The 19,607-nt window shown below is 72.6% G+C and carries 15 protein-coding genes; 9 read left to right on the forward strand and 6 right to left on the reverse strand.

The features are described 5' to 3' along the window. Positions 1–24 precede the first annotated feature (24 nt). Positions 25–765 carry an alpha/beta fold hydrolase gene (locus tag IEZ17_RS03640; RefSeq protein WP_308427581.1) on the forward strand — a complete coding sequence of 247 codons (741 nt, stop codon included), beginning with the start codon at positions 25–27 and terminating at the stop codon, positions 763–765. Between the two features lie 188 nt (positions 766–953). Then, a complete protein-coding gene (locus IEZ17_RS03645) occupies positions 954–1,460 on the forward strand; it encodes a hypothetical protein (RefSeq protein ID WP_229851899.1) in 507 nt (168 codons plus the stop codon). Positions 1,461–1,494: 34 nt separating this feature from the next. Here the strand turns inward: IEZ17_RS03645 and IEZ17_RS03650 are convergent, their stop codons facing one another. Continuing rightward, the gene (locus IEZ17_RS03650; protein WP_229851793.1) at positions 1,495–1,986 is read right to left on the reverse strand and encodes a hypothetical protein; all 492 of its coding nucleotides are present in this window, start codon (positions 1,984–1,986) and stop codon (positions 1,495–1,497) included. 274 nt (positions 1,987–2,260) lie between these two features. On the opposite strand from IEZ17_RS03650, the gene IEZ17_RS03655 reads away from it, so the two are divergent. Then, positions 2,261–4,255, forward strand: coding sequence for an APC family permease (locus IEZ17_RS03655; protein ID WP_229851795.1), 1,995 nt, complete (start codon positions 2,261–2,263; stop codon positions 4,253–4,255). Positions 4,256–4,334: 79 nt separating this feature from the next. Here the strand turns inward: IEZ17_RS03655 and IEZ17_RS03660 are convergent, their stop codons facing one another. Beyond that, positions 4,335–4,556, reverse strand: coding sequence for a hypothetical protein (locus tag IEZ17_RS03660; RefSeq protein ID WP_189296328.1), 222 nt, complete (start codon positions 4,554–4,556; stop codon positions 4,335–4,337). Between the two features lie 245 nt (positions 4,557–4,801). Here IEZ17_RS03660 and IEZ17_RS03665 point away from each other — a divergent pair, with 245 nt between their 5' ends. Further along, the gene (locus IEZ17_RS03665) at positions 4,802–5,683 is read left to right on the forward strand and encodes a TetR/AcrR family transcriptional regulator (protein WP_229851798.1); all 882 of its coding nucleotides are present in this window, start codon (positions 4,802–4,804) and stop codon (positions 5,681–5,683) included. A 24-nt stretch (positions 5,684–5,707) separates the two neighbouring features. Here the strand turns inward: IEZ17_RS03665 and IEZ17_RS03670 are convergent, their stop codons facing one another. Together IEZ17_RS03670 and IEZ17_RS03675 are read right to left on the reverse strand one after the other, a co-directional pair. Continuing rightward, positions 5,708–6,925: an acyltransferase family protein gene (locus tag IEZ17_RS03670; RefSeq protein WP_229851801.1), complete on the reverse strand. Its 1,218-nt coding sequence runs from the start codon at positions 6,923–6,925 to the stop codon at positions 5,708–5,710. Beyond that, entirely contained in the window at positions 6,922–9,291 is a 2,370-nt protein-coding gene (locus tag IEZ17_RS03675) for a glycosyltransferase (RefSeq protein WP_189296333.1), read from the reverse strand. The genes IEZ17_RS03670 and IEZ17_RS03675 overlap by 4 nt, the downstream gene beginning before the upstream one ends. 806 nt (positions 9,292–10,097) lie before the next feature. Between IEZ17_RS03675 and IEZ17_RS03680 the strand changes: the two genes are divergently transcribed. Then, on the forward strand, positions 10,098–10,733 hold the full coding sequence (locus IEZ17_RS03680; protein ID WP_189296950.1) for a transcriptional regulator: 636 nt from the start codon (positions 10,098–10,100) through the stop codon (positions 10,731–10,733). Positions 10,734–10,806: 73 nt separating this feature from the next. Here the strand turns inward: IEZ17_RS03680 and IEZ17_RS03685 are convergent, their stop codons facing one another. Then, positions 10,807–12,249 (reverse strand): nucleobase:cation symporter-2 family protein, encoded by a 1,443-nt coding sequence (locus tag IEZ17_RS03685; RefSeq protein WP_189296335.1) that lies wholly within the window; start codon positions 12,247–12,249, stop codon positions 10,807–10,809. A 241-nt stretch (positions 12,250–12,490) separates the two neighbouring features. Between IEZ17_RS03685 and IEZ17_RS03690 the strand changes: the two genes are divergently transcribed. Genes IEZ17_RS03690 through IEZ17_RS03700 form a run of 3 tightly spaced genes read left to right on the forward strand, consistent with a single transcriptional unit; the run spans position 12,491 to position 16,644 of the window. Further along, complete coding sequence (locus IEZ17_RS03690) at positions 12,491–14,851, forward strand: FHA domain-containing protein (RefSeq protein ID WP_189296337.1); 2,361 nt, start codon at positions 12,491–12,493, stop codon at positions 14,849–14,851. Positions 14,852–14,890: 39 nt separating this feature from the next. Then, entirely contained in the window at positions 14,891–15,622 is a 732-nt protein-coding gene (locus tag IEZ17_RS03695; protein ID WP_229851803.1) for a hypothetical protein, read from the forward strand. After that, positions 15,619–16,644 carry a serine/threonine-protein kinase gene (locus IEZ17_RS03700; protein ID WP_189296339.1) on the forward strand — a complete coding sequence of 342 codons (1,026 nt, stop codon included), beginning with the start codon at positions 15,619–15,621 and terminating at the stop codon, positions 16,642–16,644. Before IEZ17_RS03695 ends, IEZ17_RS03700 begins: the two co-directional genes overlap by 4 nt. A 37-nt stretch (positions 16,645–16,681) precedes the next feature. On the opposite strand, the gene IEZ17_RS03705 is transcribed toward IEZ17_RS03700, so the two are convergent. Beyond that, a complete protein-coding gene (locus IEZ17_RS03705; protein ID WP_189296341.1) occupies positions 16,682–18,028 on the reverse strand; it encodes a streptophobe family protein in 1,347 nt (448 codons plus the stop codon). A gap of 211 nt (positions 18,029–18,239) precedes the next feature. Between IEZ17_RS03705 and IEZ17_RS03710 the strand changes: the two genes are divergently transcribed. Beyond that, positions 18,240–19,466 (forward strand): DUF6777 domain-containing protein, encoded by a 1,227-nt coding sequence (locus tag IEZ17_RS03710; protein WP_189296343.1) that lies wholly within the window; start codon positions 18,240–18,242, stop codon positions 19,464–19,466. Positions 19,467–19,607: the final 141 nt, after the last annotated feature.

The following is a 19,607-nucleotide window of genomic DNA, read 5'->3' on the forward strand; positions in this document are numbered from 1 at the left end:
GCGGACGGCGCACGTATCCGCTGGGTGGAGATTCCCGGAACCGGCAACCGGACCCGGGTCTGCCTGCACGGCCTCGGCGCCTCGTCCGGCCCGTACTTCACCGGCGCCGCCGTGCACCCGGCCCTCGCCGGACACCGGACCCTGCTCCTCGACCTGCTCGGCTTCGGCATCAGCGACCGGCCGACCGGTTTCGGCTACACCCTCGAAGACCACGCGGACGCCGTCGCCGCCGCGCTCCGGGCGGCGGACGCGTACCGCACCGACCTCATCGGCCACAGCATGGGCGGCGCCGTCGCCATCGTGCTCGCCGCCCGGCATCCGGAGCTGGTCGCCCGGCTCGTCCTGGTCGACGCCAATCTGGACCCGGCCCCGCCGGTGCCGCAGCCGGGCAGCAGCGGTATCGCCGCGTACACCGAGGAGGAGTTCCTCGCCGGCGGTTGGCGCCGGGTCCGGGACCGGGTCGGGCCCCACTGGTGGTCCACGATGCGACTCGCGGGGCGGGAGGCGCTGTACCGGAGCGCGGTCCACCTCGCCCGCGGCACCTCCCCCACCATGCGCGAAACGCTGCTGGACCTGCCGATTCCGCGTACGTGTCTGCACCCCGCGCAGGACGGCCCCCCGGCACACGCCGACGCGCTGCGCCGCGCCGGGGTCGCCGTCGTCCCCGTCCCCGACTGCGGCCACAACATCATGCTGGACACCCCGGACGCCTTCGCGACGGAAACCGCCCGCGCCCTCGCGAACGGGACCACCGGCACGCCGTAGGCGGCGGGCGCACCGGATGCAGCCGGGATACCTCCTGGCTAATCTCGTCCAGGGGGGCGAGGCCCCCTCCGCACCAAGGGGACCCGATCCAGACCGAGGAATCCGCACCACGGAGTCCGTACCGAGGAGTCCGTACCGCGGAATCCGCAGCGAGGAACCGATCCCTGGAGGCTCCGATGACAGCGGCATTGCGCACGGCCCCCGAACTGCGTGACATCGCCCCCCGCCTGGCCACCGGCGCGTTCATCCTGAACACCGGCCTGACGAAACGGCGCGCCGACCAGGCGACCGCCGAGGCCCTACACGGCATGGCCTGCACCGCGTACCCGTTCCTGGCGAAGCTGCCCCCCGAACGGTTCACCCGGCTCCTGGCCGCCGCCGAGATCACCGTCGGCAGCGCACTGCTCGCCCCGTTCGTCCCGACCCGGCTGGCCGGAGTGGCCCTGACCGGGTTCGCCGGCGGCCTCGTCGGCCTCTACCTCCGCACCCCCGGAATGCGCGAGCCCGGCAGTCTCCGCCCGACCCGGAACGGCATCCCCCTGGCCAAGGACACCTGGATGCTGGGCATCGGCCTGAGCTTCCTCGCCGCCCCGTGCCGCGGCCTCCGCGGATCGGGTCGCCCTCGGGGCGCCATGCGGTGCCCGCGCCGGAAGCGCCGTCCCCACCGCCTCGGCCACCACCACCGCCCCCGCTAGAAGCCGGGCCCCATTCCCCTTGGGCCCGCCCCCGCTACGCTCCTCGCCTCGCCGTACGCCGCCGGAGCGCGCGGGCGACCGCCGCGCAGCCCGCACCCGCGAGACCCGCACCCGCCAGGACGCAGAAGCTGGTCCGGTCCGCCTGCTGCCAGCCCAGCTCCGCGTGCTGGTGCACCACGAAGCCGTCGAAGAACATCCAGGAGACGAGGATGACGGCGGGGACCAGGAGCGGCCGTGCGGGGGCGGCGACCGCGACGGTCAGCAGGGCGAAGGCGGCCAGCGAGAAGGAGAGGTGGGCGGCCTGCCCGGTCACCAGCAGGGCGGTCACCACCATCGCCGTCACGGCCGCGCCGACCGGCAGCGCGAGGTCGCGGCCGAGGTCGTCGACGGGCGGCGGGCGGTGCGCCATCGCGCGCCGCACCAACGGTCGGTGCACCACCGCGCGATGCGCCACCGCTCGCCGCGCCACGGAGGCCGGGCGACCCGCAGCCGAACGGTCGCTGAGGGCGTGAGGGGTGGTGGCCATGGGGCACCTCCTGCGCGGACCCGGTCGACCCCGCCGCGCCGAGGCCGGCAGGTCGAGTCCTCGGGAGCGCGAGGGTTCCCCTGGGACGGGGACCTGGTGCAAGGTTGCGCCCGTGAGTGCGATGCGGAGCGGTTGCGTGGGGACTTTAACGGGGTGGGTACGCGAAGCGGATGCTTCCTGATGCGCCCCTGACGCTAGGGGCCGGGGGGAGTGTGTTGCATACTCGCTCCTCGTTGCCAAATCCGACGAACGACGATCGGCAGGACGTGCCCGCATGACCGGTATACAGGTGGACCCCACTCCGCCCCCGGTGGACCAGACTCCGCCCCCCGCCCGCACCACGCCGAAGTGGCGGTCCTGGCTGCTGGACGGACTCAGCGAGCAGAGTGCCCGCCACCCCGGGCCGCACGGCACGCCGCCGGACGAGCACAAGGGGCACTCGTGGTGGCGCGTGATGTGCCTGACGGGTGTGGACTACTTCTCGACGCTGGGCTATCAGCCGGGCATCGCGGCGCTGGCGGCGGGACTGCTGTCGCCGTTCGCGACGCTGGTGCTGATCGCGCTGACGCTGCTGGGTGCGCTGCCGGTCTACCGGCGGGTGGCCAAGGAGAGCCCGAACGGCGAGGGTTCGATCGCGATGCTGGAGCGGCTGCTGCCCTGGTGGGCCGGGAAGCTGCTGGTGCTGGTGCTGCTCGGGTTCGCGGCGACCGACTTCCTCATCACGATGACGCTGTCGGCGGCGGATGCCTCCGCCCACGTCGTGGAGAACCCCTTCGCCCCGGCGATGCTGCACGGCGCGAACCTCTGGATCACGCTGCTGCTGCTCGCCGCCCTGGGCGCGGTGTTCCTCAAGGGGTTCCGCGAGGCCATCGGGATCGCCGTGGCGCTGGTCGGCGTCTACCTGGTGCTCAATGTGGTCGTGCTGGGCACGTCGGCGTGGCAGGTACTGTCCAAGCCGGTGGCGATCGGCAGCTGGTGGGACGCGATGACCGCCCAGCACTCCTCACCGCTGGCGATCGTCGGAGTGGCGCTGCTGGTCTTCCCCAAGCTCGCGCTGGGCATGTCCGGATTCGAGACGGGTGTGGCGGTGATGCCGCAGATCGACGGCGACGCCGGTGACGACCCCGTGAAGCCGGCCGGGCGGATCCGGGGCACCCGGCGGCTGCTGACCACCGCGGCGCTGATCATGAGTGGGTTCCTGCTGCTGTCGAGCCTGGCGACCACCATCCTGATCCCGCAGAAGGAGTTCGAGGACGGCGGTTCGGCCAACGGGCGCGCGCTGGCGTACCTGGCGCACCAGCACCTCGGCGAGGCGTTCGGCACCGTCTACGACATCTCGACCATCGCCATCCTGTGGTTCGCCGGAGCGTCGGCGATGGCCGGGCTGCTCAACCTCGTACCGCGCTATCTGCCGCGGTACGGCATGGCTCCCGAGTGGACGCGTGCGGTGCGCCCGCTGGTGCTGATCTTCATGGTGATCGCCTTCGCCATCACGCTGTTCTTCAACGCCAACGTCGACGACCAGAGCGGCGCCTATGCGACCGGTGTGCTGGTGCTGATGCTGTCCGCGTCGTTCGCGTCCACCGTTGCCGCGCGGCACCGGCGGAACCGGAAGGCGACCATCGGGTTCGGTGCGATCACCCTGGTCTTCGGCTACACCACGGTCGCCAACGTCATCGAGCGGCCGGACGGTCTGAAGATCGCGCTGCTGTTCATCCTCGGCATCCTGCTGACGTCGTTCGCGTCCCGGGTCCACCGCGCCTTCGAACTGCGTGCCGTGGAGGTCGTCTTCGACGAGACCGCCGGGCGGCTGATCGACGAGGCGCTGGCGGCCGGGCCGCTGCGGGTGATCGCCAACGAGCCCGACGAGCGGGACGCGGCGGAGGACTACCGGGCGAAGGAGTACAGCCAGCGCGAGGAGACGCACATCCCCGACGGCGGTCCGGTGCTGTTCCTGGAGGTCGTCGTCAAGGACTCCTCCGACTTCACCACCGTGCTGGACGTGCACGGCGAGGAGCGGTCCGGCGCGCGGATCCTGCGGGTGGAGGGCGCGGTGGTGGCGAACGTCATGGCCGCGGTGCTGATGCAGCTGCGGGAGCGCACCGGGCAGGTCCCGCACGCGTACTTCCACTGGACCGAGGGCCATCCGTTCAGCCATCTGCTGCGGTTCCTGGTCTTCGGTGACGGTGAGGTCGCCCCGGTCACCCGCGAGGTGCTGCGCCGCGCCGAGCCGGATCTGAGCCGGCGCCCGCGCGTGCACGTGGGCTGACCCACCGCCCGGCGGACGGCACGGGCGGCCTCGACTGCCCGTCCTTCCGCTTCCGTTCCCCTCTTTCTCGGCCGCCGGATCAGTTCCGGCGGCCGAGTGCTTTTGCGCGGGCGTGGGACCAGCCGCCAAGCAGCACGCCGGCGGTGGTGAGCGCCGCGTAGGCGGTGAGCAGCACCGGGAATCCGACACCGAGGCCGCCCAGCAGCCCGGTGCTGCCGTGGTCGATGAGCAGGTGGACCGCGCTCTGTGCGGCGACGGCCGTCAGGACCGCGCCGACGATCTGTAGGACGTCGTACTTCATGGCACTCCTCCGGGAGTCCGCAAAGGGGGTGGGTGGGGTCGCAGCGGAGGCCGTCCGCGGGTGTGTCCGGCGGACGCCTCGGTGGTGTGCGGGTGGGTGCTCCGCCGCAGCGACGTTACGAACGTACCATTGGTGTGTGTGCCGAATTATCCTATGGACACTGATTAGTTGGGCTTACGTCACGGAATTTAAGGGGGTGCCGGGCAGGTATGGATCGTGACGAAAAAGGAGCGCGAGGCGGTCCCGTGTGCCGGGTGTGCGGGGTGCGGCTGGCGCCCGCGGGGCGGGGGCGGCCGGCGGTGTACTGCTCGCGCATCTGCCAGGCCAGGGCGTACCGGCGGCGGAAGCAGCCGCCCGTTCCGGTGCGTACGGAGCCGGCCGCGGTCCCTGCGGACGGCGCGGCGGACGGCGGCGGATCGGCGAAGCGCCGGGGCATCATCGAGGCGCTGTGGCGGATCGCCGCGGAGCGCGGGCTGCATGCGGCGAGCATGCGGGAGGTCGCGGCGGAGGCGGGGGTGTCGCTGCGGGCGGTCCAGTACCACTTCGCGAGCAAGCACCGGCTGCTGGTGGCGGCGCTGCACGTGCTGCACGAGGAGAACGAGCGGATCGCCCGGACGCGGATCCGGTTCGATCCGGCCGATCCGCGCGGCCTGTTGCGGGCGGTGCTGGACGAGTTCCTGCCGGTGGACGGCCAGCGCGCCACCGCGCTGCGGGTGCTCGCCGCGTACTACGCGCGAAGTCTGACCGATCCGGCGCTCGCCCGGGTGTTTCTGCACGACGCGCATCCGCTGGAGGAGCTGGTCGCCGGCATCATCGGGACGGCGCAGGACGGCGGGCGGACCGCGCCGGGGCTGGACGCGCGGTCGGAGGCCGATCTCCTGGTGTCGGCCGCGGTGGGGCTGGGCGGTGACGTGCTGCACGGGCAGCGGACGCTGGAGGAGGTGCGGCGGACGCTGGACTACCGGCTGGGGACGATCTTCGCCGACTGCCCCGCCGCGCCCGGGGGTTCCGCCGCGCCCGGGGATCCCGGGCCGCCCGGGGTCTCCGGACCGTCCCGGGATTCCGCGCCGTCCGGGGATGCAGACGCCTCTCGGAATGCGGGCGCTTCCGGGGGCCGGCGTCCGTAGCGGCCGGCCCCCGGTGCGGAGGGGTCAGCGGAGGGCGGGTTCGGGATAGAACTCGCGGGGGCGTCCGCCCGCGTCCTTGAGGCGGCCGAGGAGGCCGGCCGGGTATTCGATGATCCAGTAGCTGACCGCGGCGGTCGGGACGGCCGCGAGGAAGACGATCAGCATGGCCGGGGCGAAGCCGGACTGGCCGGCGGGCAGCAGACCGGCGTTGTGGAGCAGCAGCATCACCGGCTCGTGCCAGATGAAGAGGCTGTAGCTGATCAGCCCCGTGAGGGTGAGCCAACGTGCCGTCAGGAAGCGGTTCCAGAAGGTGCGTTGGCGGATGTGGAGGGTGCTGAAGAGGAGCAGCACCCACAGGGCGGAGGCGATGGGGTGGTAGTAGGTGAAGGTGTTTCCCTCCTCATCGGAGTACAGGGACAGGCAGAAGAGGCCGGCCAGGGCGAGGGCGGTGAGGGGGAGCGCGGTGCGCGGGGTGAGGCGGGCGCGGTCGCCGAGGGCGGCCAGTGCCACCGCCAGTGCCATGCCGGCCGCGAAGCCGCCGAAGCGGGCCTGCGGGCCGAAGTAGGCGACCCAGTCGGTGTGCGGGATGCCGAGGGCGTAGTGCGCGACGGTGATCCAGACGAGCGGGACGGTGTAGAGGAACAGGCAGCCGGCCGCGCAGACCGCGATCCGGCTGCCGCGCCGGCGCAGTGGCCGGCAGGCGCGTACCGCGAGCGGGCCGAGGCCCACCAGGACGAAGTAGAAGAGGACTTCCAGCGAGAGGGACCAGGTGGGTCCCAGGGTGTAGAAGATCCGTTCCTGGTCGAAGACGTGGGTGAACGTGAGGTGTTCGAGCAGGTCCTGCCAGTTGCCGGGCAGGGTGGGGTTGCGGGTGGCCCAGACCACGAGGACGGCGAGGACGTACAGCGGCAGGATGCGGATCGCGCGCCGGAAGAGGAAGGCGCGGGCGGGCCGCGTGGAGCCGCCGTCGATGGCGGCGCGCGCGTACGACACGGTCAGCAGGAATGCGGAGAGCGCGAAGAACAGGTCGATGACTTCGAGGGAGAGCACCGCTTCGAGGGCCGCGTTCTTCACGGGCGGGTGGCCGCCTCGGGCGTCGTAGACGAAGTACTCCTGCCAGACGTGGAAGGCGACGGTGCTGAGCGCGGCCAGTCCGCGGAAGCCGTCGATGTCGCGGGTCCGGCGGCGGGGCGGGGCGGCCTCCCGGGCGGGCCGGGGGGCGGGGGCGGTCGCGGTGGTCATCGGCGGGCCACCGCCTTGGCCGCCGCGGCGCGCGGGGTGACCCGCCACTGCCGGTCGCCCAGGGCCTCCTTGAGGTGTGCCTGGCGGGCCACCATGTTCTTGAAGTGGCTGTAGAAGACCGTGGAGATGACGAAGTACGCCCAGAACCACGGTGTGCGGGCCCGGAGTTCGGGGACCGCGAGCCGCCAGGCGAAGAGCGCCTGCACGGGGCCGGCGGCGAGGGTGAAGAGCATGGCGAGGACGCAGACCGGTACCGCCCAGTCGAGCTGGAGGAACCCGCCGGCCTTCCAGGCGGAGTAGAGCAGGATCGGCAGGATCTGGAGGGTCAGCCAGGGCTGGACCTCGCGCCAGCCCAGCAGGACGAAGAGGCCCAGTTTCTGACGGAGCGTGAAGGCGGGCGAACGCAGGCCGCGCCGCAGGTGTTTGAGGGATACCTGGAGCCAGCCCTGGGCCCAGCGCGAGCGCTGGTTCCACAGCGCCTTGAGGGTGGTGGGCGCCAGTTCGCGGGAGATGAGGGTGCGGTCGACGGCGATGCGGGCGCCTTCGTCGAGGGCCCGCATCGTGGAGTCGATGTCCTCGGTGAGCATCGAGCCGTGCATGCGGGTGCGGGCGAGCAGGTCGGTGCGCCAGAAGCCGTTGGAGCCGCCGAAGACGCCGAAGCCGTAGAGGCGGGTGCGGCCGGGGTGGCTGACGGCGTAGATGGCCTCGAACTCGACGGCGACGGTGCGGGCGACCCGGGAGCTCTCACCGTTGCGGATGACGCAGTGGCCCTGGACGACGTCGTAGCCGTGGGACAGCCAGTGCCAGGCGTCGCGGAAGGAGTGCCGGGCGGGGTGGTGGTCGGCGTCGAAGATGCCGACGAACTCGCCGCGGACGCGGGTGACCGCGGCGTTGATGTTCTGTGCCTTGGAGGTGCTGCCGGCGACCGGCAGCAGGACCAGGCGCGGATCGCGGGCGGCGATCTCGCGGAGGGTGTCCTCGACGGGCAGGGGATGCGGGGTGTTGTAGGCGAGGACGATTTCCAGGTCGTTGGGGTAGTCCAGGCGCAGGAACGATTCGACGGTGTCGACGATGGTGGCGGCCTCATTGGGCAGGTACGCGGCGATCACCGCGCTGGCCGGCGGATAGGGCGCGCCGGGCCGCTCGGGCCGGGACGGGGCGTCGAGCGAGAAGAGGCACTCCAGGACGATCAGCAGCGCGGACAGCACCAGTCCGGCGACCACCACCCAGTACATGGCCGAGCCGAGGTCCCAGCCGGCCCGGTACGCCTGCTGGTAGAGGACGAAGGGCACACCGATACCGAGCAGCAGCGCGAGGACCGGGGAGAGGGCGGAGAGCGCGGGGCGGATGAGGGTGCTGAGCGGGGGGCGCCGGTGCCGGTTGGGGGTGCCGCGCATCCAGGGCGCGTACCGGACGGGCTGGAGGTCGCGGTGCCGGAGGGCCTCGCCGACCGCGTCCCGGGCCTGTTCGACGGAGGGGCCGCCGTCGGTGCATTCGCCGAGCGGGAGCCAGCCGATGGCGGGGGTGAGCCGGACGTTCTCGTCGGCGACGATGAAGCGGGTGCCGGCGACGGTGGCGGCGAACTTCCGCAGGCCGCGCAGTGCGGTCTCCTCGTCGACACCGGGCAGCAGCATCAGCAGCCGGCCGTCGTCGTCCCGGCCGAGCCGGTCGCAGAAGCTGCCGAGTTGCTGGGCGACGCCGGCCAGCCGTTCGGCGATCTCGCGGCGGACCCGGGGGCCGAGCCGGGCTTCGAGGGTGTCGGTCTCGGCGACACCGATGACGGCGAGCACGCCGCCGTGCCGGGCGGCGCCCGGGCGCCTCAGTTCGCGGTCGAGTTCGTCGAGGAAGTGCGGCTGGGAGTAGAGGCCGGTGCGAGGGTCGCGCAGCAGGTTCTCGACGGGGACCGGGACGCGGCGGAGCTTGGCCTCGATGCGGGCGGAGAGTTCGACGGGGTCGGAGGCTTCGGGTATGCAGTCGTCGGCGCCCCGGCGGAGCATGTCGACGACTCCGGCGGGTTCCGGGGTGTCGGTGACCATGAGCAGCGGGAGCGCCCGTCCGGCGGGGACGGTGCGGACCTCGCGGATGACGTCGACGCCGGTGCGCCGGTCGCCGGGTTCGTCGAGGGCGACGATGGCGTCCGGGGGTGTCTGGCGGACGCGGGGGTCCACCTCGCCGGGCGGGGCGTGGCTGACGTCGTGGCCGGTGGCGCGCAGGGTCCGGGTGAGGCGCTCCAGGCGCGGTCCTGGAGTGCCGACGACGAGAACGTGCCCACCGGGTGGGGGTGTTCCGGGGGCGGGCCGGTCGTCCGTTTCGCGGAGCAGGGCCGTGGGTGAGCCCTGGGGGGTGGCTCGGTGCGAAGTGAGCACCTGGGGTTGTCCTTTCAGGCTGAAGTCCGGCGGTGTTCCGGCTGATGGCATGCGGAAGCCGGCGGTGGCCGTGGGGGTGCCCGGTGGCCGTACGCGGGCAGGGCGGCTCAACCGCCCGTCGGCGTGGGCGAGTTCCGGGGTCACGGGCGGCCGTATGTGGGGGGGCCGGCGTGTCCGGGGTGCGCGTGGGGCGCGCCCGGCGGCAATCAGGCGGCGTACGCGGGCACGATTGTCAGATGCATGTCATGGCGAACTGCGGCGGTCGCTCGGGGATCCGTCTTCTCTCCGCGGAACGGACGGTGGCGTACCGGCGCACGGCCGTTAAGGCAGGCTCCAAGCCTCGGACCGCGCGGTCGCGGTCGAGTTCGTATCGCATATGAAGGGTCCCATCCTGATCGGATTGTGGGGGGAGGACCGGATGTCAGGTGTACACCGACCAACCCTGCTCGGCAAGGCCCGTCGGCAAACGCCAGCCTCGATGATCACTGTGACACCACACCTTCATCCACGTAACACCTTGATTACGTCCGGCGGTCGCGGCGGCCCCGGGGTGCACTACCAACCGGTAGGGGAGGGGAAATCGGCTATACCCAGTACGGGAGTTTTGAGCTGGAGATTCGTACCTCTCTCCCATCTGTTAATCTGCCCGCCCCTGGAGGTTCCTCCATCTCCCCTCCCCCGAAGCGCCCTCTGCTCGCCGGGTGCAGCGAGGTGTCCCGTACGTGTACAGCGTTTCGTTCTCTCCCGCACAGGCCCGATCCGCGCGGGCCCGCGTGGGCCTGACCACGGCTCAGGTCGCCCAGGCCATGACGGCGTGCGGTGCGCCGGTGCGCCCCGAGCTGATCGAGGCATGGGAGTACGGGGCCCAGCTCCCCACCGAGCCGCAGCTGTTCGCGCTGGCCGATGTGCTCTGGTGCCCGCCGGCCGTGCTGATGGGCGTGGAGCCGCGGACGCTGGCCGAGCACCGGATGGCGCGGCAGTTGAGCGCGGAACGGCTGGCGCAGCTCATCGGGATGGATCCCGACGCGTACCGGTCGGCGGAGGCGGCCAACCAGTGGCACGGCGACTACCGGCAGACCAAGGCGCTGGTGGAGGCGCTGGGGCTGTCGCTGCGCAAGCTGATCGGAGTGATGGGCCGGGTCGACGAGTTGGCCGGGCACCTGCGGGCGGCCGTCGAGGGGCGTTGGAAGTCCCATGTCGGGCCGGTCTGCGAGATCACGTCGCTGAACAGGACGCGGGTGAGCGATGCGCTGCGGGTGATGCACGGGGAGTTCGCGGAGTTCGCCGAGCGGTACATGGGGCATGTGGTGGCCCGTAACGCCGACGCCCGGCTCAAGGAGGTCGCGGCCGAGCGGTCGGCGTATCTGCGCCGGCTGGTGGACCACTTCTGGGAGCTGATCGGGGAGGCGGGCGAGGCGCCGCCGTTCAACTCGGTGCACTGAGCGCAGGGCCGGCGACGGGGAGGGGCGGGGAGGAGCCGGGGCCGCCCTGCCCCTCCCCGCGGAACACCGGGCGTCAGTACGCGCTCTGAGGGCGCGGCGGCTGCTCGGTCGCCGCCGGCTCGTCGTCGTCCGCGAACTCGTCCCAGTCGATCTCCATCGACTTGCGGCGGGTGAAGACGTTGAAGAAGAGGTTCAGCACGATCGCGGTCAGCCCGCCGAGTGTGATGCCGCTGTCGAGGACCGCCTTGACGTCCTGCGGCATCCGGTCGAAGAACGGCCCGACGGCGCTGGGCAGGAAGGACGCGCCCAGACTGACGGCCAGGATCAGGGCGTTGCGCTCCTCGCGGAGGTCCACCTTGCCCAGGATCTGGATGCCGACCGCGGCGACCATGCCGAACATGGAGAGCGCGGCGCCGCCGAGCACCGGGTGCGGGATCGCGGCGACCAGCGAGCCGGCCTTCGGCAGCAGTCCCAGCACGATCATGATGCCGCCGGCGGCGACCACCACGAACCGGCTCATCACCTTGGACATCCGGACCAGGCCGATGTTCTCGGCAAAGGCCACGTAGGGAAAGGAGTTGAAGATTCCGCCGAGGACGGTGGCGACGCCGTCGGCGCGCAGGGCCCTGGCGACCGTGTCGTTGCTGACCGGCTTGCGGGTGATCTCGCCGATGGCGTAGACGTCGCCGGTGGTCTCCACCATCGTGATCAGCATGACGACGATCATCGCGAGGATCGGGAACGGCTCGAACTTGGGCATCCCGTAGTGGAACGGGGTGCTGACGCCGAACCAGTCGGCGTGCCCCACCGCGCTGAAATCCGCATCGCCGAGCAGCCAGGCGGCGGCGGTGCCGGCGACGAGTCCGAGAAGTACCGCGACGCTGCTGAGAATCGGCTTCCCGAGCCGGACGACGGCGAGAATGAACAGCAGGGTGCCGAGGGCGTATCCGAGGTTCTTGAGGTCGCCGTATTCGGGCCTGCCCGTCAACTGGGCGCCGCCGGCCGCGTCCTGGAGGGCCTGCGGTATGAGGGTGAAGCCGATGATGGTGAGGATGGTGCCGATGACGACCGGCGGGAAATACTTCACCAACTTGCTGAAGAACGGGGCGAAAAGGAACGTCGCGATACCGGCCGTGATGACCGCGCCGTAGACGACCAGCAGTCCGGCGGTGCCGCCGCCCGCGCCCAGTCCGATGGCGATCATCGGGGAGACCGCGGTGAAGGTGGCGCCCTGGACGAGCGGCAGCCGCGCGCCGATCTTCCAGATGCCGAACGCCTGGATGATCGAGGCGATTCCGCAGGTCAGCAGGTCCGCGTTGATCAGGTAGACGAGTTCGTCGTGGGACAGGCCGATGGCGTTGCCGAGCAGGATCGGAACGATGACCGCCGCCGCGTAGAAGGCGAGGACGTGCTGGAAACCGTAGAGCGTGAGCTTGCCGAGCGGGAGCACCTCGTCGACGGGATGGGCTTCCCGGCCGGGGAATTGCTGGGGGGATTGTCGCGCGCGTCGTGCCATCTCTGCCTTGCCTTCACGAGGTAGGTGAATAAGAAGGAACGCCTGGCCCTGCATTGCAGTGCCCTGCATTGTGTATTGCGTCCCGGTTCGCCTGGACATCCTTCGATCGGCGGAGCAAAGTCCAGCATTTCCATGGAATTTGCAGGTGCGGGCTCATCGGGGCGATCACCTTAGTTGACCCCCGCCGTTCCGCGCGAGTAACCGCGGGCGGGCGCGGGGAAGCCGCCGTAAAATCTGAGATATGGCTGAGCGGCCGGATGCGCCCACTGCGCCCGAACTCGTCGTCGAGTCCGACGGCGGCACTCAGGTGATCAGCCCGAGCCACGCGTATCACGTGGGCCGGGACCCGGCCAGCGACCTCGTGCTCAGTGACTCCCGGGTCTCCTGGCACCACGCCGTGCTGCGCGCCACCGAAGGCCACTGGCTGGTGGAGGACGAGGGCAGCACGAACGGCACGTACACCGACGGGCGGCGGGTGCAGCAGTCCGGAGTCGGGCCGGGCAGCGTGATCCGCTTCGGCAACCCCGCCGACGGCCCGTGCGCGGTGCTCACCGGCATCCCCCGGCCCAAGCAGCCGGGGCGGCCGTCGTCCGTGTCGTATCCGGCGGCCACCCACACCTTCCGGCAGCCCAGCTCGGTCCGGCCGCTGCCGTCGGCGCGCACCACCCGTATCGGCCGGGCGGCCGACAACGACCTGGTGGTCGACGACCTGGCGGTCTCGCGGCACCACGCCGAACTGCGCGCCGGGCCCGGCGGCTACGAACCCGGAGGCTACGACATCGTGGACCTGGGAAGCCACAACGGCACTTACCTCAACGGCCGTCCCGTCGAGCGCGCCCCGGTGCTGCCCGGCGACATCGTCGGCATCGGCAACTCCGCGTTCGTCCTCGTCGGCGACGAGCTACAGGAGTTCGTGGACACCGGCGAGATCTCGCTGGACGTGCAGGAGCTCTCCGTGCGAGTCGGCCCGAACCGGGACCGCAGGACCCTGCTCGACCAGGTGTCCTTCCCGGTGGGCGAGAAGTCGCTGCTGGCCGTGGTCGGGCCGAGCGGGGCGGGCAAGTCGACGCTGCTGAACGCGCTGACCGGGCTGCGGCCGGCCGACGCGGGCACCGTGCTCTACGACGGCCGCGACCTCTACCGCGACTACGCCGAGCTGCGCCGGCGCATCGGACTCGTACCGCAGGACGACATCCTGCACACCCAGCTCACCGTCCGCCGGGCCCTCGGTTACGCGGCGGAGCTGCGGTTCCCCGAGGACACCGCCCCGGCCGAACGGGAGGCCCGGGTCGACGAGGTGATCCGGGAACTGGGCCTCGTCGAGCGGGCCGACCTGCCGATCCACCGCCTCTCGGGCGGCCAGCGCAAGCGCGTCAGCGTGGCGCTGGAGCTGCTGACGAAGCCGTCGCTGCTGTTCCTCGACGAGCCGACCTCCGGCCTCGACCCGGGGATGGACCGGTCGGTGATGCACATGCTGCGCGGGCTGGCGGACGACGGCCGCACGGTCATCGTGGTCACCCACAGCGTGCTGAGCCTGGACGTCTGCGACCGGCTGCTGGTGATGGCGCCGGGCGGCAGCATCGCGTACTACGGGCCGCCGGAGGAGGCGCTGCCGTTCTTCGGGTTCGTGGAGTGGCCGGAGGCGTTCGAGGCCTTTGAGAACGATCAAGGCCGGGACTGGGCGGGCGAGTTCCGGGCCTCGCCGCTGTACCGGCGGTATGTGGCCGCGGAGACCCGGCAGCCGCGGCGGGCCCCCGAGCCGCGCGAACCGGTGGCCGCGCCCACGAGCCGGCACCGGGGCAGGCAGCTGTGGACGCTGATGCGGCGGTACGCGGCGGCGCTGTCGTCGGACCGGACGTTCCTGATCATCATGGTGGCGCTGCCGTTCGTGATGGGCGGGATGGCCCACGGCCTGAGCACCGGGAAACTGACCACGGACTCGGCGTCGAACGTGCTGCTGATCCTGTGCGTCGGCGCGGTGCTGACCGGTGCCGCCAACGCGGTCCGCGAGCTGGTCAAGGAGCGGGTGATCTACCAGCGGGAGCGGGCGGTGGGGCTGTCCCGGTCGGCGTATCTGCTGTCGAAGGTGCTGGTGTTGGGGACCGTCACGGTGGTCCAGGCGGTGGTGCTGACGCTGGTCGCGCTGGTCGGGGTGGACCTCAACGCACCGGGCGGCAAAGGGGTGCTGATGCCGCCGCTGCTCGAAATCACGCTGGCCGTGGCGCTGTTGGCGTTCACCGCGATGATGTCGGGCCTGCTGGTGTCCGCGCTGGTACGCAAGGAGGAGGTCACCATGCCGCTGCTGGTCCTCCTCGCGATCATCCAGGTGGTGTTCTGCGGGGCGCTGCACTCGCTGCGCAACACGCCGGTGCTGGAGCAGTTGTCGTGGCTGGTGCCGTCCCACTGGGCGCTCGGGGCCATGGCGGGCACCATCGACCTGCACCGGCTCCAGCCGGGACCGATCACCTCGGATCCGCTGTTCCGGCACGCGGTCGGCCCGTGGCTGCTGGACATGGGGATGCTGGTGGTGCTGTCGGTGGTGCTCGGCTTCCTCGTCTACCGGCTGCTGCGGCGGCACGAGCCCGAGATCATGCGTCGGTAGCCGAGAGGGCGCGCGGCTGCGCGCGCCGAGGAGGCGCTTGTGACCTCGCCGGACTTCCTTCCCAGCCATGTCGTCCCGCCGGGCGGGCTGGCGACCTGGGCGGCGCCGGACGCCACCCGGCCGCTGGTGCCGCTCGATCCGCTGCTGCCGGTGCAGGTCGTCGAGCGGCGCGGCGACTGGGCGCTGGCGCTCTGCTCCAACGGCTGGTCGGCATGGGTGGACGGGCGGCTGCTGCTGTCCGTACCGCACGGCCCGCCGGCCGCCGGTCAGCCCGCCGCCCGGACCGCGGACCCCCGGCCGCTGCTGGGCACCGCGGAGGACGCGCTCGGCCGCTACCGGCAGCTGGTGGACGAGCTGCTGGCCGGGCAGCTGGACGGGGAGTCGTTCGGTGCACGGACCCGGGGGACGCGGGTGGGGGTGGTGGTCGACGGCGACGCGGTGTGGCTCTACGACGCGCGGCACGAGCGGTGGTGCTACTGCGACGGGGCGGCGCTCCAGACGTTCGCGGTGGCACGGGAGCCCTCGGCGGATGCGGGCGAGGCCGGCGAGGCGGGGAACGCGGGGAGCTCAGTGGGGGCCGACGCGGGACGGGGTACGGGTGCGGCTTCGGGGCCGGGGTACGCCTCGGGGCCGGCGCCGTCGCGTGTCCACGCCTGGCCGGAGCGACCGCCCGCACCCCCGCCGCAGCGGCCGGACGCCGGCTCCGGCGGCTCCGCCGAGCCGGGCGGCCCGCCGCCCGCCCCGCCCCGGCAGCCGGGTGACTTCCGGTGAACGGGGAGCCCGCGCAGCGGAACCACTCCACGGTCCCCGACTCCTCCGGTCTGCCGGGCCGCCGGATCGCCGGGTATCTGCTCCAGGAGGAGATCGGGCGGGGCGGCATGGCGGTGGTCTACCGGGCCGAGGACCTGAAGCTGGGCCGCACGGTGGCGCTGAAGCTGCTGGCACCCGAACTGGCCCGCAACGACACCTTCCGCAAGCGGTTCGCGCACGAGTCGCGGGTGGCCGCGGCGATCGACCATCCGCACATCGTGCCGGTCTTCGAGGCCGGGGAGACCGAGGGGCTGCTCTACATCGCGATGCGCTACGTCCAGGGCTGCGATCTGCGGGCGTTGCTGGACCGCGACGGCCGGCTGTCGCTGGAGACCGCCTGCCGGATCGCGCTCCAGGTGGCCTCCGCGCTGGACGCCGCCCATGCGCACGACCTGGTCCACCGCGACGTCAAACCGGGCAACATCCTGGTCGCCGAGGGCACGGACAGCGACCGGCCGGAGCACGTCTATCTGACCGACTTCGGGCTGACGAAGAAGTCCCTGTCGCTGACCGGCTTCACCAGCGTCGGCCAGTTCGTCGGCACGCTCGACTACGTGGCGCCCGAGCAGATCTCCGGTCGCCCGGTGGACGGCCGGTGCGATGTGTACGGGCTGGCCTGCGTCGCCTACGAGATGCTGACCGGGTCGCCGCCGTTCCGGCGCGAGGACGACATGGCGCTGCTCTGGGCGCATCAGTACGACCCCCCGCCGGCCCCCAGCGAGCTGCGGCCCGACCTGCCGCCGGGCGTCGACGCGGTGTTCGCCCGGGGGCTGGCCAAGACGCCCGAGGACCGTTACGAGACCTGCCGGGGCTTCGCGGGGGCGCTCCGGGCGGCGGGGCGGACCGCGCCGCCGGGTGCCGCGCCCCCGGCGCCCGCGCCGACGCGGGTGGACACCCGGGCGGCCCGGGACGCCCTGCGGGGCACCGCTCCGCCGCCGCCACCGCGCTGGGCGATCCCGATGTTCCCGGGCCGCGGCGCCTGAGGCCCGTGCAGGAGGCGACCCGGGGCGCGGGGCTCGATCAGCGGTCCGGCGGGCCGGCGTCCCCCGCGTCCCGGACCTCTCCGCGGTGGCGTACCCGCCGGGCGAGCAGGCTGCCGAGGAATCCGGTGACCAGGCCCCAGGCGGCGCCCACCCCGACCAGCCGCCACAGCTGCGGCTCAAGGGTGACCCCGCCGCCGAGGTTGCCGGCAAGGTCGCCGACGCCGATCAGGGAGAGCCCGTAGTGGGCGTCGATCCGGGTGGCCAGTCCGACGACGAGCAGGGTGAGCGCCAGGGCCACCGCCATCTCCAGGGCGCAGCGCCAGGCCGGCAGCCGGGCCGGGGAGCGGACCGCGGCGGTGAACGCGGCACCGAGCAGCACCACGGCCGCCAGCACCACCAGCAGCCAGACCCGCCCGTCGTACTCCCCGATCGAGCCGAGATCGAGGGTGTGCGCTCCGCGCCGCGTGTGCAGCACCTCGTCCAGGACGTGCGGCAGCGGCAGCCCGAGGGCCTTGTCGGCGTGGCCGACCCAGCCGCCGCCGGTGCCGATGCCCAGCGCCAGCCAGGCCAGGTTGGGCAGTCCGAGCAGGATGACCGCGAGCGTCTGCGCCGGCCGGTCCCCGGCGACCAGTTCGATCACGCCGACGACCAGCCCGATCGCCACGTAGACCAGCAGCGTCAGCAGCATCGCGTACGCGGGCGGCCGTACGGAGTCCTGGAAGTGCAGCAGCCGGGAGGAGAGCGGCGCCTTGCGGGAGACGAGGAAGGTCAGCACGAGCACCGCCAGCACCCACAGCAGCCCGAAGCCGAGGGTGGCCGGGATGTCGGCGCGGAAGCCGACGGTGGGGGTGGTGCCGAGCACGGCGCCGAGCTCGTCGGCGATGTCGTTGCCGACGGTGAGGGTGAAGTCGTGGTGGGCGGCGAGCGCGAGCAACAGCAGAAGGACCAGCCAGCACACGACCGTACGGGCGATCCGGCCGAGCAGTTCGCCCGCGGAGGCCACCGCGCGGTGGCGCAGCGGCAGCAGGAAGACGGCTGCGGTCACCAGGGCGCCGGCGAGGGTCACCGACAGCGGTACGACGTCGAGGGCGGCGTTCGCCTGGACGATGATCCCGGCGTCGCCGGCGGCGCCGACCGAACCGCCGGCCGCGGTGACGACGGCCGCCGCCACGACTGCGGGGAACGCCCCGCCGGGCAGGCCGGCCGCGCCGGCGGCCCACAGGCCGAGGGCGGCGACCACCAGCATCGTCACCATGCCGGCCAGGGCGGTGCCGAGGGCTTCCGCCCAGCCCCGGAGGAACGGCGGGGCACCGCCGGCCGGCGCGCCTCCGGGAGGTGCCGGGCTTCCGGAGCCGGCCGCCGCCGGGCCGCGCATCTGGCTCACGCTGCCTCCTGCGGGGCGCGGTACGGGGACGAGGGGCGGGCCCCGGATGCTGTTCCCGGGGCGGGGGTTGGCGTCCCGGCCACCGTAAGCACGGGGCCGCCGCCCCGCTTGCGGAGCGCGGCGGTCCGCGGCACACAATGGTCTGAAACCTGAACAGATACGGGCAAAATCCGCGGAGACGGATCGCCCGGCAGCGTCGGAAGAGGGACCCGTGACATCTCCACCGCCGCCGGAAGGCCGGCCGACGGGGCAGCCGACCGGCCCCCCGTCGGGGCCGCTGTCCGAGCCCCCGCACGAACCGACCCGCCCCTGGCAGCAGCCGGAGCAGCCCACCGCCCTGGGCGGGCCGACTCCCCCGCGCGGCCCCGGTGACGGAGGGGGCGACGGAGGCGGAGGCGGCGGCGGGGACGGCGGCGGGCAGCCCTGGTGGCGGTCCGCGCCGCGGGTGGCGATCATCGTGGGCGCGGTGGTGGTGGCCGTGGTGCTGGCCGTGGTGTTCACCCACATGGGAGGCGGCTCCGGCAAGGGCGAGCTGTTCCTGGAACCGGCCGGCGCCGCCGGCCGCGACCCGTTCACCGAGTCGACCGTGACGCAATCCGGCGCGTCCACCTCGCCGTCCTCGATGCCCAGCCCGCCCGCCAGGGGGGACGGCAAGATCGCCACCATCGAAGGGTCGGCGCCCGGTCTGTACGGCGGGAGCCGCGACGCCGCGAGCTGCGACGTCGAGAAGCAGATCCGCTACCTGAACGCCAACCCGGAGAAGGCGCGGGCGTTCGCCACCGTCGAGGGCAAGGACCCGGGCGCGCTGCCGGCGTATCTGCGGTCGCTGACCTCCGTACAGCTGCTGGCGGACACCCGGGTGACCAACTACGGCTACAAGGACGGCCGGGCGACCGGCTACCAGGCGGTGCTCCAGGCGGGCACCGCGGTGCTGGTCGATGCGTACGGGATGCCGCGGGTGCGCTGCGCGTGCGGGAACCCGCTGACGCCGCCGGCCGCCATCCAGGGCACACCGAAGCCGGCGGGCAAGCCCTGGCCGGGCTACCAGGCGTCGAAGACGGTGGCGGTCCGGCCGGCGCCGGCGCCGGTCGGCAGCTTCGTGCTGCTCGACCCGGAGACGGGGCAGTACTTCAAGCGCCCCAAGAGCGACGACGGCAGTACGGACACCCCGACGCCACCGCCGTCGGAATCCCCGTTCGGCACCGGGTCGCCCTCGTCGTCGGGATCCACGTCGGCGTCGCCGGGGTCCCCTTCCGGGTCCGGGGGCTCGTCGTCCGGCCCGACGTCGCCCAGTGGGACATCACCCCGTTCGACCTCGCCGGGGTCACCCGGATCGCCGGGATCGCCGGGATCGGCGCCCCCGCCGGTCACCACCGGGCCCGGCACGACACAGGGATCCACCGCCCCGCCGCAGCCCGGCACCCCCGGCACGTCGTGACCAGGGCGGCCCGGCAGCGGCACCACCCAGGACACTCGGCCCGTTCCGGCGCCTTGGATATCGAACTGTGTCCTAATTAATCGATGCATCGCACAACCTCCGAAGCAGACAAAACGTCTGGATATACGGCGGATGCCACGG

It is taken from the genome of Streptomyces albospinus, from assembly GCF_014648695.1.
In the GTDB taxonomy this organism is placed as follows: Bacteria; Actinomycetota; Actinomycetes; order Streptomycetales; family Streptomycetaceae; genus Streptomyces; species Streptomyces albospinus.

Coding starts and splice junctions, on each gene's coding strand:
- IEZ17_RS03655 (WP_229851795.1), top strand. CDS start 2,261: ATGACCGGTATACAGGTGGACCCCACTCCGCCCCCGGTGGACCAGACT.
- IEZ17_RS03660 (WP_189296328.1), bottom strand. CDS start 4,556: ATGAAGTACGACGTCCTACAGATCGTCGGCGCGGTCCTGACGGCCGTC.
- IEZ17_RS03680 (WP_189296950.1), top strand. CDS start 10,098: ATGACGGCGTGCGGTGCGCCGGTGCGCCCCGAGCTGATCGAGGCATGG.
- IEZ17_RS03670 (WP_229851801.1), bottom strand. CDS start 6,925: ATGACCACCGCGACCGCCCCCGCCCCCCGGCCCGCCCGGGAGGCCGCC.
- IEZ17_RS03690 (WP_189296337.1), top strand. CDS start 12,491: ATGGCTGAGCGGCCGGATGCGCCCACTGCGCCCGAACTCGTCGTCGAG.
- IEZ17_RS03650 (WP_229851793.1), bottom strand. CDS start 1,986: ATGGCCACCACCCCTCACGCCCTCAGCGACCGTTCGGCTGCGGGTCGC.
- IEZ17_RS03685 (WP_189296335.1), bottom strand. CDS start 12,249: ATGGCACGACGCGCGCGACAATCCCCCCAGCAATTCCCCGGCCGGGAA.